Source organism: Brachybacterium sp. SYSU DS0246 (assembly GCF_059391765.1).
In genome coordinates this window covers 39,488-56,563 of the sequence record NZ_JBZXYT010000002.1, presented here as the reverse complement: position 1 = coordinate 56,563, position 17,076 = coordinate 39,488, and the positions used below count along the sequence as shown (strand labels likewise).

At 70.6% G+C, this 17,076-nt stretch carries 13 protein-coding genes; 8 read left to right on the top strand and 5 right to left on the bottom strand.

Annotation, left to right across the window (positions count from 1 at the left end; genetic code table 11):
* Positions 1–38: 38 nt before the first annotated feature.
* The 3 genes from AC5020_RS01320 to AC5020_RS01310 form a co-directional block, all read right to left on the bottom strand.
* The gene (locus tag AC5020_RS01320) at positions 39–3,275 is read right to left on the bottom strand and encodes an alpha-mannosidase (protein ID WP_464986911.1); all 3,237 of its coding nucleotides are present in this window, start codon (positions 3,273–3,275) and stop codon (positions 39–41) included.
* A 303-nt stretch (positions 3,276–3,578) separates the two neighbouring features.
* Positions 3,579–4,604, bottom strand: coding sequence for a LacI family DNA-binding transcriptional regulator (locus AC5020_RS01315; protein WP_464986910.1), 1,026 nt, complete (start codon positions 4,602–4,604; stop codon positions 3,579–3,581).
* Between the two features lie 130 nt (positions 4,605–4,734).
* Positions 4,735–5,991 (bottom strand): ROK family transcriptional regulator, encoded by a 1,257-nt coding sequence (locus AC5020_RS01310; protein ID WP_464986909.1) that lies wholly within the window; start codon positions 5,989–5,991, stop codon positions 4,735–4,737.
* A gap of 149 nt (positions 5,992–6,140) precedes the next feature.
* Here AC5020_RS01310 and AC5020_RS01305 point away from each other — a divergent pair, with 149 nt between their 5' ends.
* From AC5020_RS01305 to AC5020_RS01275, 7 genes are all read left to right on the top strand, one after another.
* On the top strand, positions 6,141–7,391 hold the full coding sequence (locus AC5020_RS01305) for an ABC transporter substrate-binding protein (RefSeq protein ID WP_464986908.1): 1,251 nt from the start codon (positions 6,141–6,143) through the stop codon (positions 7,389–7,391).
* 3 nt (positions 7,392–7,394) lie between these two features.
* Complete coding sequence (locus AC5020_RS01300) at positions 7,395–8,342, top strand: carbohydrate ABC transporter permease (RefSeq protein ID WP_464986907.1); 948 nt, start codon at positions 7,395–7,397, stop codon at positions 8,340–8,342.
* A 92-nt stretch (positions 8,343–8,434) separates the two neighbouring features.
* Positions 8,435–9,232, top strand: a complete 798-nt coding sequence (locus tag AC5020_RS01295; protein ID WP_464986906.1) for a carbohydrate ABC transporter permease — start codon at positions 8,435–8,437, stop codon at positions 9,230–9,232.
* A 2-nt stretch (positions 9,233–9,234) separates the two neighbouring features.
* A complete protein-coding gene (locus AC5020_RS01290) occupies positions 9,235–10,680 on the top strand; it encodes a sulfatase-like hydrolase/transferase (protein WP_464986905.1) in 1,446 nt (481 codons plus the stop codon).
* A gap of 106 nt (positions 10,681–10,786) precedes the next feature.
* Entirely contained in the window at positions 10,787–11,986 is a 1,200-nt protein-coding gene (locus tag AC5020_RS01285; RefSeq protein ID WP_464986904.1) for a type III polyketide synthase, read from the top strand.
* A gap of 83 nt (positions 11,987–12,069) precedes the next feature.
* Entirely contained in the window at positions 12,070–12,768 is a 699-nt protein-coding gene (locus AC5020_RS01280; RefSeq protein ID WP_464986903.1) for a class I SAM-dependent methyltransferase, read from the top strand.
* On the top strand, positions 12,765–14,036 hold the full coding sequence (locus tag AC5020_RS01275; RefSeq protein ID WP_464986902.1) for an FAD-dependent oxidoreductase: 1,272 nt from the start codon (positions 12,765–12,767) through the stop codon (positions 14,034–14,036). Before AC5020_RS01280 ends, AC5020_RS01275 begins: the two co-directional genes overlap by 4 nt.
* A gap of 323 nt (positions 14,037–14,359) precedes the next feature.
* Here AC5020_RS01275 and AC5020_RS01270 read toward each other — a convergent pair whose 3' ends face one another.
* Entirely contained in the window at positions 14,360–15,283 is a 924-nt protein-coding gene (locus AC5020_RS01270) for an AraC family transcriptional regulator (protein ID WP_464986901.1), read from the bottom strand.
* A gap of 73 nt (positions 15,284–15,356) precedes the next feature.
* Here AC5020_RS01270 and AC5020_RS01265 point away from each other — a divergent pair, with 73 nt between their 5' ends.
* Positions 15,357–16,424, top strand: coding sequence for an SDR family NAD(P)-dependent oxidoreductase (locus AC5020_RS01265; protein WP_464986900.1), 1,068 nt, complete (start codon positions 15,357–15,359; stop codon positions 16,422–16,424).
* Here AC5020_RS01265 and AC5020_RS01260 read toward each other — a convergent pair.
* Positions 16,411–16,980, bottom strand: coding sequence for a YdeI/OmpD-associated family protein (locus AC5020_RS01260; protein WP_464986899.1), 570 nt, complete (start codon positions 16,978–16,980; stop codon positions 16,411–16,413). The two genes, AC5020_RS01265 and AC5020_RS01260, sit on opposite strands and share 14 nt — an antisense overlap.
* Positions 16,981–17,076: the final 96 nt, after the last annotated feature.

Below are 17,076 nucleotides of genomic sequence, written 5' to 3'. Positions count from 1 at the left end.
GCCGGTGTCACGAGTGGGTCGGGAATGGTCGGGACGGATCACGCCGGTCGGGGCAGGCGGATCCGCACGGTCAGCAGTTGGAACGGCCGCAGGCTCACCCGCGCCCCTGCGGACGGGCCGTCCCGGTCCAGTCCGCGTGGCAGCTCACTCGCCGGGGCGGGCCGTTCGAGCAGATCGGTCTCGTGGACCTCTGCCCCGTCCAGGTCTGCCGCTACCCGCAGGCGGCCGCGGGCACGTCCGCCGGCGAGCTCGGCGATGCGGGCGATGACGTCGCCGGAACCGTCCTCGGCGGGCTTGATCCAGTCCACGGCCGCAGTGCCCTCGTCGAGATCGAGCTGGACCAGCGGGTCGAAATCCGGGACGTCGGCGAGCGCCGGCGCGTTGAGGCGATAGGCCTCCTCGAGTGTGGCGGACAGGCCCCCGGCCACCAGCGCGAAGCGCATCCGGTGCGTGCCGAGATCACCGCCCGGGTCGGGGAAACGGGCGGCGCGCAGCAAGGATGGCCGGACGACGGTGCCGCCGGACACAGCCCGCACGTCCAGACCGTAGGAGGAATCGTTGACGACACCCACGCCGTAGCCGGGCTCGTTCAGGTGGACGTACCGGTGCTGGCTCACCTCGTACTGCGCCTCGTCCCAGCTGGTGTTCGCGGTGACCGAGCGCTCCACGAACCCGTACTGGGTCTCGTAGCGGGCGGTGCGGGTGTGCAGGTCCAGCGGCAGGGCGAGCTTGAGCAGGTGCTCGCGCTCGTGCCAGTCGACCTCCACGGCCAGGTCGAGGACGGGGGCGTCCTCCCGCAGGGAGATCGTCATCTCGATGGTGGAGGCGCCACGGGTGCGACGCACGGAGACGGCCTGACCGGCCGCATCCGGCCCGTCGGCCGCGCCGGCCCCGTCGGCCAAGTCGGCTCCGCCGGTTCCGTCGGTTCCGTCGGCTGCGCAGGCGGAGTGAACCAGCACGAGGACCTCGGGATCGAAGTCGGCAGCCAGTTCGAGCACGTGGCGGTCCACGTCCCAGGCGTCCCAGCGCACCGGCTGGTCGCGCATGAGCTCCAAGACCCCTAGCGCGTGCCCGGCCGGCACCAATTCGCGGTCGGCCCGCAGGTCGCGCAGGGAGGTGATCGCTCCGCGGTGGTCGATGTCGGCGGCGAGGTACCCGTTCTCGAGACGGTGGGTCTGCCCCGCGGCCAGGGCCGTGCCGGCGACGGGCGCGACACCCTCGGCGGCGCCGCCCTCACCGTCTCCGCAGCCGTCAGCGCCGTTCGCCACGGCACCAGCGGGCGGAGTCGACGGTGCCGGAGTGCGCCTCCAGCTGCCGTCGGCGGCCGGTGCCAGCAGCGCGGGACCGGCGGCCCCGGACGCGGTTCCCCTCCCGGTCAGCTCGGCCGCGGCGCGACCGGCGAGGTCTCGCAAGCGCTGCTGGAGGTCGGCGTAGGTGGCACGCGCCTCCCGGTGGACCCAGGCGATCGAGGTGCCGGGCAGGATGTCGTGGAACTGGTGCAGCAGCACCGTCTCCCAGATCTCGGCGAGCTCGCGCTGCGGCACCTCGGCGCCGGTGCGCACAGCTGCAGCGGCCCACAGGTGCTCGACGGTGCGCAGCAACGCTTCGGTCCGACGGTTCCCCTGCTTCATGGCCAGCTGCGAGGTGAAGGTGCCCCGGTGCAGCTCGAGGTAGAGCTCTCCCGCCCACACGGCGGGGCCGCCGGCCTCTTGCAGCTCCTCGTCGGCGAGCTCGAAGAATCGCGACGGGTCCCGCAGCTCCACCCGCGGGGAGCCTTCGAGGTCGGCGGCGCGGTGGGCGCGGCCGAGCATCTCGCGGGTGGGACCGCCGCCCCCGTCGCCGTAGCCGAACAGCAGCAGCGAGTGGGAGGAGCGCATCTTGTCGCGGAAGGTGCGCTCGGCATGGTGCAGCTCGGCCTGGCTGACCTCGGCCGCGTACGTCTCCACCGGCGGGAAGTGCGTGAAGATCCGGGAGCCGTCGATCCCCTCCCAGTCGAAGCTGTGGTGAGGGAACGTGTTGGTGTCGTTCCAGGAGATCTTCTGGGTCAGGAACCAGTCGAACCCGGCGCGACGGGCCAGCTGGGGCAGCGCGCCGGAGTACCCGAAGCTGTCCGGCAGCCAGACGCCGTCGGGCTCGATCCCGAAGCGTTCGCACAGGTAGTTCGTGCCGTGGAGGAACTGGCGCACCAGCGACTCCCCCGTGGGCATCACCGCGTCGGATTCGACCCACATGCCGCCGACGGGCAGGAAGCGCCCCTCGGCGACGCGCTCACGGACCCGCTCGAACAGCTCGGGCTGGTCCTGCTCGAGCCAGGCGAACTGCTGGGCGGAGGACATCGCGTAGACGAATTCCGGGTCCTCTTCCATGAGAGCGAGGACGTTGGAGACGGTGCGGGCGACCTTGCGGCGGGTCTCCCGCAGCGGCCACAGCCAGGCGGAGTCGATGTGGGCGTGTCCCACGGCGCTGATCCGGTGGGCGGAGGCATGCGCCGGGGCGGCGAGCACCGGCGCCAGCTCCTCACGGGCGGCGAGCGCCGTGCGCGGATCGGCGTCGTCGAAGGCGTCCAGCGCCCTACTCACGGCGTCCAGCAGCCGCCAGTAGCGGGTGCCGTGGTCGGAGAGCTCGGTGAGCAGGCCGCGCGTGATCTCGAGATCGCGCAGCAGATCCCAGATCACCGGGTCGAAGGCGGAGACCGCCGCGGAGCGCAGCACGTAGGGGCGGAAACTGTCCGCGGTGTCCTTCTCGCCGACGTCCGTGACCACGAAGGGCGGCAAGCCCAGGACCAGCGGGTTCGCGGCGGCCTCGAGGTAGAGCGTGAACGAGCCGTCCTCGGCCAGCAGGTCGCGGGGCGCACCGGGCCCGCGCAGGCGCAGCCAGCCGTGCTGGGGGTGGAGGGCCTTGACGACGCTTCCGTCGGCCCGATGGACCAGTGCTTCGCCATGGCCGCCGACGGAGTGCGGCTCCCACCCCAGGTCGATGGTCAGCTCGACGATCTCCGGGGCATCGGCCGGGACCCTGCCCTGGACCCGGAACCACGTCGTGGACCAGGCCGGGCCCCAGGTGGACCCGATCTCGAACGTCTCGTAGCGCGGGCTTTCCCGGCCGGGCAGCGGCGCCACGCCGAGGGCGTGCTCCGCGGGGACCGGCTCGCCGTCGCCGTCGACCTGCCACGCCGAGAGCGTCACAGGGGCGATCGCCGTGTGCAGGGCAGGGGCGATCCGGTCGCGCATCACGCGCTCGATCCGCTCGAGGGTGAACTGCGGGTGGGTGTGCATGATCCTCCGTCGGATCGAGGCGATCGGGACCGGGCGACTCCCCGGGCACGGGCTGTGGGCCGGGCTCGCGGGCCTCCGCTGATCCATGTGTGGCCTGGGGAGACAGGGAACTAAATCCCTTTAGTTCGAGGAACATACAATGTCTGCCGGGGCGCGGTCAAACGGACCGATCTCAGGACACTGCGCTCGGACGTCTCATCACGGCTCGGTGACACCTGCCGCCTGCCCCTCGACGACGAGGTGCCCGGCGGGTCGCAGTTCGAGCCCGGGAGAGCCGGCGCAGCCTCCCCGGGCGACCAGGACTCAGTCGGCAGGCGCTGCCGTGCTGCCCCGCACGATGAGCTCCGGCACCCGCTGCTCGGCGCTGCGCGGCTCCTGGCCGCCGATGATGCTGAGCAGTCCACGCGCCACCTCCGCGCCGAACCTGGCCGTGTCACGGTGCAGAGCTGTCAGCGGCGGGCGCATCGCCTCGCACACCGGCCCGTCCTCACAGGAGACGATCGCGACATCGCCCGGGACATGGTGGCCCCGCGACCGCAGCGCGAGCTCGACGGAGACGGCGACCACCTCGTTCTCGCAGATGATCGCGGCGGGTCGCTCCGGGCCCTCCAGCAGCCGGACCGTCGCCCTCTCCGCCGCGGAGGCCGTGAGGTCGGTGGCCACGACCTCCCCGGTGAACCGACCGCCGCGTCGCGCGGCCGTGAAGGCCTCGATGCGTCGAGCGACATGCACCAACTCCGGCGGGCCGCAGAGGTAGGCCACCCGATGCAGGCCCTGCTGCTGCAGGTGGTCCAGGACCGCGGCCATCGCAGCACCGTCGTCGATGGAGACGGAGGGGATCCGCGCTTCGGGGTCCGGCCCGCCCGCCAGGATCGCCGGCATGCCCAGCTCGTCCAGGAGCACGGGACGGGCGTCCTCGGCGCGCAGATCCACCAGGACGACACCGTCGACCCGTCGCTCCCCGTCCCACTGGCGGTAGACCTCGAGCTCGTCGTCGGGGGTCTCGACCATGCGCATCAGCAGGCTGAGCTGCGCAGGGCCCAGCACCGACTGCAGCCCGACCATCAGCCGCATGAAGAAGACCTCGGAGTCGTCGGCCGGGGTCTCGCCGGAGTCGCCGTGGGACGCCGTGCGCAGGGGCAGCACGAGGCCGACGGTCCCGGACTTCGCACCGGACAGGGTCCGGGCGGCATGCGACGGGCGCCACCCCATCTCTTCGACCCTGTCGAGAATCTTCTTGCGGGTCGCTTCCGAGATGCCGGGCCTGCCGTTCAGGGCGAAAGACGCCGCGGTCTCCGAGACACCGACGGACTCAGCGATGTCACGCAATGTCGGCCGTCTGCCCGGCTTCCGCATTCTCCACACCCTGTCCTCGAGAGCCCCTGCCGACGGGTGCCGCTCGTCGGCCAGGTCACTGTACCGGGAAGGATCGCCGTCTCGATGTCAGCCGGCTTCCCGCTCACTGCAGGTGCAGCTGTCCCGTCGCGTCGAACATCGTCTCCTGCAGCACCAGCGCTGCGGCGCCGATCGCCCCGACCGGCCCGCCGACGGAGGTGCCTCGCACCTCGACGGAGCGGAACGAGCGAGCGATGAACGCTCGATTGACGAGCTCGGGCACGACCCGCAGGAAGGTCTCTTCCAACGCCGGCCATTGCGACCCTCCGAAAACGATCGCATCGAGGTCCAGCAGGTTCGCCAGCTGCACGGCGACCCGGGCGAAGCTGCCCGCCGCGCGCTCGAGGACCTGGGCTGCGGACGAATCCGGCACGTCCCGGCTCGCGCGCGCCAGCTCGGCCAGCGCCAGCTCGACAGCGTGCGGATCGCCGGTGTCCACGGGCTCCAGAGCACCCGCGGCCATGCCGTCGGCCACGATCGCGCCCGGCCAGGCCGAGACGTTGACGCACCCCCGCCCGCCGCAGGAGCAGTGCGGCCCGTCGGGGTCAGCAGCCATATGCGCGATATTCCCGAAGCTTGCCCCGGAGCCGCGCAGCACCTCGCCGTCCCGCACGATCCCGGCGGCCGCACCGGTTCCCAGATACAGGAAGGCGAAGCTCTCGCCGTCCCGGGGGGCTTTCCACACCTCGCCCATGGCGGCCGCGGTGTTGTCCTTCTCGAGCACCACGGGCATCTCCAACCGCGCCTGGAGATCGTCTCGCAGGGGGACGAGATCCCAGCCGGGCAGCTGGGGCGGGGCGACGACCACCCCGCGCGGAGCGTCGATCGGGCCGGGCGTGGCGACCCCTAGCCCGGCAACTCGATCCATCGGGATCTCGAGCTCTCTCAGTACAGCGCGTACGCCGCCGTCGATGGCGTCGAGAACGTGCGGCGGGTCCGAAGGATCCGGCACCGGCGATGTCCGCTCGGCGACCACCTTCCCGGCGAGGTCGAGCACGGCGAAGGTCAGCCGGGCAGGATCGATGTGCAGGCCGACGGCGTACCGCCCCTCGGGCTCGACCTCATAGACGATCCGCGGTGCCCCCATGCCCGAACGCACTCGGCCGGCTTCGCGGATCAGCCCGGCCTCCACCAGGCGACGGCAGATGTTCGAGAGTGTCTGCATCGTCAACCCTGTGCGCCGCACCAGGTCGCTGCGGCTGAGCCCGGGCGCGCGCCGGATCAGGTCGAGCACCAGGACCTGGTTGTATCCCGCGACTCGAGGAAGGTTCGTCCCGCGACGCACCGCGCCTGTCATAGCCGTCTCGCTCGCCCCGCTCATCTGCCCGATGCTACGGGCCGCCGTGCCGCGAAGCCCTCGCGGGCACCTATTGACTATGTCAAATTGATCATGTCTACTGGCGCGCACCGGATCCCAGGACATCCGGTGCGCGCCGGGTTCGCCCCGGCAGTACTCGACGGGGAGGCGCCATGAGGAGACGTACCGTGCTCGCTGCCGGATTGCTGGCGGCGCCGCTATCGGCATGCAGCGGCGGGGACACCGACGGGGACCGGGTCTTCCGCCAATTCGATCCCGCGGACCAAGCCGCTGGACTGGTCGAGGCGATCGACGCCTGGAACGCGGAGCATCCCGACTACCGCGTCACCATGGAGACCCTCTCCCCCAACAATCCCCAGCAGTTCGCCCGCGAGGCCAACGCCGGCTCCGGACCGGACATCGCCCAGCTCGCGTTCACCGACGTCTCCTTCATGGCCGAGCCCAGGATCCTCACACCGCTGGACGATCTGCTGACCGGCTCCCCGCCCCAGGGCGCCGACGAGCTGTTGGCCACGGATATGACCACCTATGACGGGTCGATGTGGGCCATCCCGTGGACGGCGGACACCATGGCTCTGGTCTACCGCCCCGATCTGCTCGAGCGCGCCGGGATCGACCGCACGCCCCAGGACTGGGAGGAACTCGCCGAGACTGCCGCACGGATCACCGAGGATTCCGACGGGGAGATCCACGGATTCGTCTTCCCCGCCGGGGCACAGTTCTCCAGCGCCCAGTGGTTCCCGATCAACTACCACCTATGGGCCCACGGCGCCCAGCTCATCGAGGCCGACGGTGACCTCTGGCGTGTGGGCGTCGACCCGGAGCAGCTGACCGCGACAATCGACTACTTCGCCGCCTTCTTCACCGAAGGCATCACTCCCACCGCGATGCAGGCCGTCACCGACTACGGCGATCCGAGCATCATCGGCGCGCTCGATGACGGCTCCTGCGCGATGACCTTCATGCCCCCGGCGGCCTTCCGCACGGCCCGGGACAGCGTCGAGGCGGAGCTGCTCACCGCGCCGATGCCCGCGGGCCTGAAGGACGGCGCGACCCATCTGGGAGGCCGGGCCCTGGGCATCAACGCGAACTGCCAGGAGCCGGAGGCGGCCTGGGAGTTCGTCACCCATCTGCTCAGCCCGGAGACTTTCCGGACCTACCCGCAGTACCCCGCGTCGGCCGGGACCCTCACCCAGGTCGACGTCGACCCCTCCGAGCAGGGATTCATCGACCAGCTTCCCCACGCACGATCCTTCGCGCGATACGCGGACGCTCCGATCACCATCGCCGCTCTGCAGGAACTCGTGAACCAGCAGTTCTCCGCCATCTACTCGGGCCAAGCGGAACCCGCCCAGGCGGCCGACCGGATCATCACCAGACTCGCCGACGAGCTGGAGGAGTAACGCATGGCACCGCCGTCCGCACCCCCGCAGAAGGACTCGCGCCCTCCCACGCGACGAGCTGCCCGACCGCTGCAGCCGTACCTGCTCAGCACGCCGGCGCTGGCCGTCATCGCCCTTCTGTTCCTCGTTCCCTCGGTCTACAACGTGGTCCTGGCCTTCCAGAGCCTCTCGCCGTACCAATCCCCCCGCGACGGCGAATGGGTGGGTGCGGAGAACTTCTCGGAGCTGTGGAGCAATGGCGACTTCGGCGGAGCCGCGGTCAACACCGTGGTCTGGCTGACGGCCATGACAGTGGTGCTGCGACTGCTGATAGGGCTCGCCCTGGCGCTCGCGCTGCAGTCCCCCGTCCTGCGGCGCTGGAAGCTGCGTGGGGTGTCCCGCACGATCATCCTCATCCCGTGGATGGTGCCGCAGGTGGTCGCCATCGCCGCCTGGCGATGGATCCTCGATGGCAGCTCGGGAGTTCTGAACCAGGCGCTGACCGGACTGGGCCTGGTCGAGAACGGGATCCCGTTCCTCGCACAGACCAGCACCGTGTGGTGGTCGATCGTGGCGATCATCGTCTGGCGTGAGCTGCCGTTCGTGGTGATGGTCCTGATGGCCGGACTGCAGTCGATTCCGTCCGAGCAGTACGAGGCTGCCTCGGTGGACGGTGCCGGTCGCTGGACCTCCTTCCGCAGCGTCACCCTGCCCGGCCTGCGACCGGTGATCACCATCGTGGTGCTGGTGACCGTGATCCAGACGTTCAACAACTTCGTCTACGTATGGCTGACCACCGGCGGCGGCCCCGGCCGATACACGGCGGTGCTGGCCACCGAGCTGTACAACGCCGCGTTCTTCGACAACGAGCTCGGCGCAGGCGCCGCGATCGGCCTGGTCATGACCGCGATCATGGCGGTCTTCGCTGTCGCCTACATGCGCCTGACCTCGGACCGGGAGGAGACGCGATGACACGGACGGCATCTACCAGAGCTTCCGCTGCTCGGCCGGTGCGACCGCGCCGCTCGAGTGACGCGCGCAGGCCTCGTGATCTGCTGTTCCTGGTGCCCTTCGCCGTGGTGCTGGCGGTGATCCTCTTCCCTGTGGCGTGGATGCTGTACAGCTCGCTGCGACCGGTCCAGGAGATCTCGCAGGGCGTAAACTGGTCGAACGCACTGTCCGACCTGAGCCTGGATTCCTACGCACGACTGTTCGAGGCCACGAACTTCGGCAGGTACCTGCCCAACAGCCTGCTGGTGTGCAGCGTCGGCACCGTGATCACGGTGGCCATCGCGACGCTGGCCGGCTTCGCGCTGTCACGATTCGCGTTCCGCGGCAGGCCAGCTGTGATGCTGGTGCTGGTGGCCACGCAATTGCTGCCGTTCGTCGTGCTCATCACGCCGGTGTACCTGGTCTTCGCGGAGCTGCGCCTGCTGAACTCGTACGGGGGGCTGATCATCGTCTACGTCGCGATGACCACGCCCCTGGCGGCGCTGCTCATGACCGGGTTCCTCAACTCCGTGCCACGCACCCTGGACGAGGCCGCACGGATCGACGGCGCCTCGACCCTCACCGTCATCACTCGGGTGATCGCGCCGCTGGTGTGGCCCGGCGTGGTCACCGTGGCCGTCACCGCGTTCATCGCCATGTGGGATGAGTTCCTCTTCGCCCAGGTGTTCCTCACCAGCGAATCCGTCAAGACCGTGCAGGTAGGCATCGCCGGCCTGTTCGGGGAGTACGGCACCGACTGGGGCGTGGTGATGGCTGCCTCCGTGGTCGCCGCACTTCCCACCATCGTGTTGTTCTCGCTGTTGCAGCGCCGACTCGTCGCCGGTATGACCGCCGGCGCTCTCAAGGAGTGATCATGACCGCCGACCGCCCTCAGGACGGCCAGCGCCCCGTCAACCCTCGTCCCGTCGATCCCCGCCCGAACGTCATCGTCCTCTACGCGGACGACCTGGGCTGGGGAGACCTCGGCTGCTTCGGCTCCGAGGACATCCCGAGCCCGCATCTGGATTCCCTGTGCGCCGACGGGGTGAAGCTGTCCCAGTGGTACGCGAATTCTCCCGTCTGCTCGCCTTCGCGGGCCTCGCTGCTGACCGGTAAGTACCCGGCGCACGCCGGGGTCGAGGAGATCCTGGGAGGCCGCCGGGACACCCCCGGCCTTCCTCCGCAGGAGACCATGGCCTCGCTCCTGCGTGATCGCGGCTACGCCACAGGCCTGTTCGGCAAGTGGCACCTGGGGGTCGACGCCGAGTATGCGCCGGGAAACTACGGTTTCGACGAGGTCTTCGGCATCAGGGCCGGCTGCGTGGACTACTACTCGCACATCTTCTACTGGGGCGATCACGATCCCGTCCACGATCTGTGGGACGGCGAGGACGAGGTCTGGCTCAACGGCGAGTACCTCACCACCGTCCTCGGTCGCCGCGCGGCGGAGTTCATCGCCCGCCAGGCGCCCCGGAATCCCTTCTTCTGCTACGTGCCCTTCAACGCTCCGCACTATCCGATGCACGCCCCGGCCGAGCACATGGCCCGCGTCGCCCACCTTCCTGAGGGCCGGCGCGAGATGGCCGCCATGATCGCGGCCCTCGACGATGCCGTGGGCGAGATCCTGGCAGCACTGGAGTCCGCCGGCGCCCGGGAGAACACGCTGGTGGTCTTCTCCTCCGACAACGGACCCTCGCGCGAGAGCCGAAACTGGCTGGGCGGTGAGGAGATCTCCTACACAGGAGGCTCCACGGGCGGGCTGCGCGGCTCCAAGGGCTCCGTGTTCGAGGGCGGCACCCGGGTCCCGAGCATCGCGGCCTGGCCCGCCCGATTGCCGGCCGGCACCGAGGTCAACCGCCCGGGCCTCATGATGGACCTGCTGCCGACGATCCTGCATGCGGTCGACGGTGCCGAGCCCGAGTTGGCGGACGTCGACGGGGTCTCCCAGCTGGAGACACTGCGCGGTGCGGACCGGGTGCACGACGCAGAAGGCCCGGGCCATGGCCGAGCGGAACCTGCCGCGACCGAGCCCGGCCCCGCGGAGACGACCGGGCCCGGCGACGAGGCATCCCAGGAGCGCACGGTGATGTGGACGTACGAGGACCAGTGGGCGGTGCGCCGCGGTCGATACAAGCTGGTCATCGATGCGCGGGAGGGTATGGATCCTCCGATCACGGTCTCCCGGGCGGTGTTCGACCTCGACCTCGATCCGGCAGAGACACGGGATATCTCCGCAGACGCGCCCACCCTCACCGCCGAGCTCGAGCACGCCCTATCGGGGTGGCAGCGGACTCATCATGCATGGGTGGCCGCCACCTGACCCGTGCCGGGCCGTTGTTCCGGCCAAGGCCTCTCACGAACCAGGGCCGGAGCGACCATCCGTTCAGACCATTGCCCCTCCCCCGCTCCCGGCCCGACAATGAACCATGACGGTCACTCTCCGGTCCCTGGAAGTCGCAGTCCCCTCCACCGAACTCGCCCAGGACGACGTCCGCGACGTCTTCGCCGCCCAGCCCGACCTGAGCCGCCTCGGCCAGCGCCTGGTGGCCACCTCGTTCAACTCCTCCGGGATCGAGCGCCGCTACAGCGCCATCTCCGAATGGGACGGCCCGTCGGCCGATGAGGAGCCCGTGTTCTTCGAGACCGGCACCGGCCGGTTCCTGAACCCCACCACCGGTACCCGCAACGAGATCTTCGCCCGCGAGGCCACCGAGCTGTACACCGGCGTCGCGGCCGCCGCCCTCGAGGCCGCCGAAGGCATCGAGCGGGCCGACGTCACCCACGTCATCACCGTCTCCTGCACCGGGTTCTTCGCGCCGGGGCCGGATTACCGCATCGTGCGCGCGCTCGGCCTGGAACCCTCCGTCCAGCGCTACCACCTGGGATTCATGGGCTGCTACGCCGCCCTGCCCGCGCTGCGCCAGGCCCAGACCATCTGCCGGGCCGATCCCGACGCCGTGGTCCTGGTCGCCACCGTCGAACTGTGCACGCTGCACGTGCGCACCTCGAACGATCCCGACACCATCGTCGGCTCCTCACTGTTCGGCGACGGCGCCGCCGCCGCGATCGTCACCGGCAAGGACCTCCCCCACAGCTCGCCGCTGCTGCAGCTGGACCACTTCGAGACCGTGCTGACGCCCGTCGGCGAAGAGGCCATGGCCTGGAACATCGGCGACAACGGATTCGAGATGGTGCTGGGCACCTACGTTCCCCACATCATCGACGAGCACATCACCGGCGCCCTGACCCCGCTGCTCGCCCACGACCCGTCCGTGGCGCAGCGGCCCTACCGGGAGATCCAGCACTGGGCCATCCATCCGGGCGGCCGCAGCATCCTGGACAAGGTCGAGGCCAAGCTCGAGCTGGACGAGAGCCAGCTGGTCCCCGCCCGCGAGACGCTGCGGGACTTCGGCAACATGTCCAGCGCCACCGTGATGTTCGTGCTGCGCCGGATCCTGGATGAGGCCGTCCCCGGCGCCGAGGAGCGCGTGTGCTCGATGGCGTTCGGTCCCGGGCTGACGGTCGAGACGGCCCTGCTGACCACGATCGGCGCCCCCGTTGCCGCCTCCGCGCCCGAGCCCGGGACCGGCGCCCTGGCCGACGCCGCACTGAACACCCGCCCGTGACGGCGCCGCGCGTGCCTGGTCGACCCCACGTCTCCGGTCGTTCTCGCGCGGCGCAGCACCCTCGCATGCCGGAGCGGCTTCGCGTGCCAGACCTGACCGAGCGCGACCGCCACGCCGCCGAGCGCATGGACGACCCGGACTGCGATCTGCGCCGGCTCGAGCGCACCTACGCCCAGTTCCGCGTCATCAACTCCCTGGTCACGGGCTGGCGCACGACCTACCGCCGGCACCTGCGCCCGCGACTGCACCGCGATAGCCCCACCACACTGCTGGACATCGGCAGCGGCGGCGGGGACCTCGCCCGGGCCCTGGCCCGGTGGGCGCGCCGCGACGGCTTCGACCTGCGCGTGACCGGCATCGATCCCGACCCGCGGGCGCACGCCTGGGCGATGCGTCAGCGGCCCGTCGAGGGCGTGCGGTTCCGGCGGGCCCTCTCCTCCGACCTGGTCACCGAGGGCGCGGAGTTCGACCTGGTGGTCTCCAACCACGTGCTCCACCACCTCGAGGATGCCGGGTTGCGGGACCTGCTGGCCGATTCCCGGCGACTGGCCCGCACCGCCGTGGTCCACAGCGACATCCAGCGCGATCGCCTCGCCTACGCCCTGTTCTCCGTGGGCACCTGGCCCTTCTTCCCCGGCTCCTTCATCCGGGAGGACGGGCTGATCTCGATCCGCCGCAGCTTCACCGCCGCCGAACTCCGCGACCTCGCGCCCAAGGATTGGGGCGTGAGCGAGCTGGGCCCATGGCGCCTGCTGCTGACCTGCGACATCCCGCAGCGATGACGGCGCCAGACAGTGCGGACAGCGCGGCGTCCGAGAGTGTCGATCCGGCCGGTCCGCAACCGCCGCTGAACTGCGACGTGCTGATCGTCGGCGGCGGGCCGACGGGCCTGTTCCTCGCCTGCCTCCTTGCGGCCCGCGACGTCAACGTGCTCGTGTTGGAGCGCCGAGCCGCCCTCAGCGCGCACTCCCGCGGCATCGGCCTGCATCCTCCGTCGCTGGCGGCGCTAGAGATGGTGGGTCTGGAGAGTGTCGCGATTGCCTCCGGTTCACGCATCAGGCGCGGCGTTGCGCGCAGCCGTGGCCTCGACCTCGGCCAGCTGCACTTCGCGCAGGCCTGGCCGAACCGGCCGTTCGTGCTCAGCGTGCCGCAGAGCCGCACCGAGAAGCTCCTGGAGAGCCGTCTGGCCGAACTCGCCCCCGAGGCGATGCGGCGCGGCTGGGAGGTGACGTCACTGCAGGAGACGACCAGCGGAGTCGAGGTGACCGCGCAGCCCCGCGACCAGTCAGTGCCCGTCGTGCTCCGTACCCGCGTCATCGTGGGGGCCGACGGAGCCCACGGCCGAGTACGGGATCTCCTCGGCATCGGCGCCACCGGCTCGCAGTACCCCGACGCCTATCTCATGGGCGACCTCGCTGATCCGGCCGGCGAGCGCGTCTGCCGCAATGCCTTCATCCACCTCGAACCGGGCGGCGTCGTCGAATCCTTCCCGCTGCCCGACGGACGTCGCCGCTGGGTCGTGCACATGGGGCCCGCTCCCCCATCGGCGGCCACAGCCGCCGCCCTGGTCGAGAAGGTCCGCGAACGCACCGGGGTGCAGCTGGACCCGGAGTCGGCGACGATGATCAGCGCATTCACGGTGCGCCGACGCACTGCGAGACGCCTGGTCAGCTGCAGCGGGGTGCTGATCGGGGACGCCGCCCACGAGATCAGCCCGATCGGCGGACAGGGCATCACACTCGGTTGGCTCGACGCCCTCGATGTCGCGCCGGTCCTGCTGCGAGCAACGACCGCGACAGACGGGCCGCTCCACAGCAGCGCCGCCGGGCAGGCGTTCGCGAGGCGCTGCCGGCGTCGTGCCCGCACCGCCGGGCTCCTCGCGTATGCCAATACGGCACTGGGGCGCCCGCTGCCCGTGCCGCTCGCGAGGACCCGGGACATCGCCGTACGGGCCGCTCTAGGCACTCCGCTGCGGCACATCCTCGCCTGGGCGTACTCGATGGGGTGGGCGTGGAGTTCACGGCAGCCCCCTCGGCGGATGGACGCTTGACGATCCGAGGCGACCGCGACGCTGAGCGTGGTCGGTGCATCCCATTGCTCTCGCCACGACTGACACGTCCTCTTCTTTGGGTAGCTTTATCTGTCATCCATAAACTCGACTAAGCTCCCAAAGGACCGGCGCACGGTTACGCCGCGTGCACGGTGCCGCACTTCGACAAGTTCATGCGCCGAGCATTACCCGAGCTCGCGATCCCTCCGGTGCGTCGTCGTCGACCTCGCCGCGACACGTAGCGCGCACGCTCCGCTCGTCCCGTCGCCGAAAGGCGCGCAGGGCCCCATCCCCGACCCGGGAGAGGAGCGGGGTCCCGATACTCATGCCACTCGTGGCGGAGTGAGCCCCTGCCGGAACGTCCGCGGCGCCATCCCCACCTCACGCTTGAAGGCGGCGCTGAAGGCGCTCTCGGAGGAGTAGCCGAGTTCGCGCGCGAGCTCGGAGATGCGGGTCCCGGTGTCGCGCAGTGCGTGCTGGGCCAGCAGCATGCGCCAGCGGCTGAGGTAGGCCAGCGGCGGCATGCCGGCGACCGCCCGGAACTGTTCGGCGAAGGTGGTGCGGGACATCGCCGCGGCGCGGGCGAGCTCGGCCAGGCCCCATGTCCGGCCGGGCTCGTCGTGCAGGAGGCTCACCGCCGGGCGCAGGCGTTCGTCGGTCAGCAGCCGCAGCCAGCCGGGCAGCAGTTCGTCCTGCTCGACATAGGCGCGCAGCATCTCGAGCAGCAGCAACTGGCCGTGCTGGCGCATCGCGAAGGCGGAGCCGATCCGGTCGCTCGCGGCCTCGAGGAACATCCGGTGCACGCTGCCGCGGAGGTTCGTGGCCGACGGGCCGGATCCGTGCACATGCGCCACCCGTGGGAGTGCGCTCGTCAGCAGCGTCCCGCCAGCCGGGCTCAGTTCGACGTGCCCGCCGACCAGCACGTCGTGGCGACCGCCGGCCGGGGTGAAGCGAGCCGTGGAGAAGCCCTCCTCCGGCACCATCTCGCGTCGGGGCCCGGTGTCCTCCCCGCCCCATGCCTCGAACCAGCGGCTCTCATTGAGCAGGAGGACATCCCCCGCGCCCACCTCGAGCGGCTCGGTCAGCCCGTCGGCCAGGACGTGAGCTCGTCCGCTGACGAGCGCGAAGAACTTCAGGCCCTCGATCGGCGCCCTGGAGACCCACGGTCCCTGCACCGCGAAGCCGCCCGAGAGGACGCCGCGCACGTCGACGACATCGAAGACCTGGGACAGATGATCAGGGCGCATGCCCGTACTCTCGCGCAAGAAATCCGGACTGACAAGTATTCAGAGTTCGCCGCCGTCGCCTCACAGTGGAGACATGACCACACAGATACCCGCCGCACAGACCACCGACATCCAGGTCCCCCAGTCCGTCCTCGATAAGCAGCGCCCCCTCGACAGCGGCTTCACCGCTGCGAACACGGCCGACGACATCCTCGCCGGCCGGGACCTCACCGGCACCCACGTCGTCGTCACCGGCGGCCATCACGGCATCGGCCGCGAGACCACCCGCGCCCTGAGCGCGGCCGGTGCCTTCGTCACCGTCGGCTCCCGCGATCCAGACGCGGCCGCAGCGAAGCTCGCGGGCATCGACCGGGTCGAGACCAGCCGGCTCGACCTCATGGATCCGGACTCGATCGACGCCTTCGCCGAGCGTTACCTCGCCACCGGCCGCCCCCTGCACGTCCTGCTGAACAACGCCGGGCTCATGGCCGGGCCTCTGGTGCGGGACGCGCGCGGCTACGAGTCCCAGTTCTCCACCAACCACCTCGGTCACTTCCAGCTCACCCTCGCCCTGCTGCCGGCACTGCGCGCGACCGGGGGTGCCCGCGTGGTCAACGTGACCTCCGGCGGGCACCGGCTCTCCGGCATCCGCTGGGAGGACCCCCACTTCGAGTCGGGCTACGACGATATGGGTCTGCTCGGTTACGGGCAGTCCAAGACCGCGAACGTGCTCTTCGCCGTCGAGCTGGACCGTCGCTGGGCGGCCGACGGGATCCGCGGCTATGCCGTCCACCCCGGCATCATCGTCACCACGAGCCTGGGCCCGGCCCGGGCTCCGGGGGCGACCGCCAGCGGCGGGATGGACTCCGAGGCGCTGCGCGCGCAGGGACTGATCGACGAGCACGGCCAGCAGATCATCGACCCCGAGCACGAGAAGAAGACGCTCCAACAGGGCGCCAGCACCAGCGTGTTCGCGGCGACCAGCCCGTTGCTCGCGGAGGTCGGGGGCGTCTACCTCAAGGACAACGACATCTCCGAGCTGGACCTGGATCCTCAGCCGATCGACATGACCGCCCCCGAGACCACCGTCGTGCCGCACGCGGTCGACCCGGCCTCGGCTCGCCGGCTCTGGGAGCTGAGCGAGACGCTCATCCGGAGGTGAGAGAGGCGATCAGCGCGGCGATCCTGCGCTCGCGGGTGCGCTCCGTGGGCGCGGTGAGGATCGGGCTCAGCGCGGAGAACCGGGCCGAGCGCGTGAGCTGCTCGAACGCTGCCTGAGCCTCGGGCGCCGCGGCCAGCGCGGCGAGGAGATCCGGCGGAGGTTCGGCCGTGGCGGGGCCGGCGTAGGCGCGTTCCCAGCGCCCGTCGGCCTTCGCCCGGTCGATCTCCGCCTGGCCGCGCTCGCGCATCCGGCCCTCGTCGGCCAGTCGCGCGACGATCGCGACGTTGCGCTGGGACCAGATCGACCGGGCCCGTCGCGGCGTGAATCGCTGCCGGAAGCTGCGCTCGTCGTAAGTGGTGCGCTGGCCATCGATCCAGCCGCTGCACAGTGCTTCGTCGAGGGCCTCCTGGTAGGTCAGCGTCGTCGGCGAGTCCCGCTCCTTCTTCGCCAGCAGCAGCCAGACGCCGTCACAGGTGTGCTCGTGGTGGTCCAGCCATCCGCGCCAGGCCGCGCGGTCGGCGATGACCAGCGGGTCCGGTGACCTGTTCTCATCCATGTCGTGCAGTATCCCCGACGGTGCGGACCGAAGCCGTCCGCCCGTCATGCCGCCGGCGCGATGTACTCCCGTCGGAGGTCGGTGACCGCGGCGAGG

Excerpts from the sequence above, each read along its gene's own strand:
- AC5020_RS01285 (WP_464986904.1), top strand. The coding sequence starts at position 10,787 with ATGACGGTCACTCTCCGGTCCCTGGAAGTCGCAGTCCCCTCCACCGAA.
- AC5020_RS01270 (WP_464986901.1), bottom strand. The coding sequence starts at position 15,283 with ATGCGCCCTGATCATCTGTCCCAGGTCTTCGATGTCGTCGACGTGCGC.
- AC5020_RS01275 (WP_464986902.1), top strand. The coding sequence starts at position 12,765 with ATGACGGCGCCAGACAGTGCGGACAGCGCGGCGTCCGAGAGTGTCGAT.
- AC5020_RS01320 (WP_464986911.1), bottom strand. The coding sequence starts at position 3,275 with ATGCACACCCACCCGCAGTTCACCCTCGAGCGGATCGAGCGCGTGATG.
- AC5020_RS01265 (WP_464986900.1), top strand. The coding sequence starts at position 15,357 with ATGACCACACAGATACCCGCCGCACAGACCACCGACATCCAGGTCCCC.
- AC5020_RS01305 (WP_464986908.1), top strand. The coding sequence starts at position 6,141 with ATGAGGAGACGTACCGTGCTCGCTGCCGGATTGCTGGCGGCGCCGCTA.
- AC5020_RS01290 (WP_464986905.1), top strand. The coding sequence starts at position 9,235 with ATGACCGCCGACCGCCCTCAGGACGGCCAGCGCCCCGTCAACCCTCGT.
- AC5020_RS01260 (WP_464986899.1), bottom strand. The coding sequence starts at position 16,980 with ATGGATGAGAACAGGTCACCGGACCCGCTGGTCATCGCCGACCGCGCG.
- AC5020_RS01310 (WP_464986909.1), bottom strand. The coding sequence starts at position 5,991 with ATGAGCGGGGCGAGCGAGACGGCTATGACAGGCGCGGTGCGTCGCGGG.
- AC5020_RS01300 (WP_464986907.1), top strand. The coding sequence starts at position 7,395 with ATGGCACCGCCGTCCGCACCCCCGCAGAAGGACTCGCGCCCTCCCACG.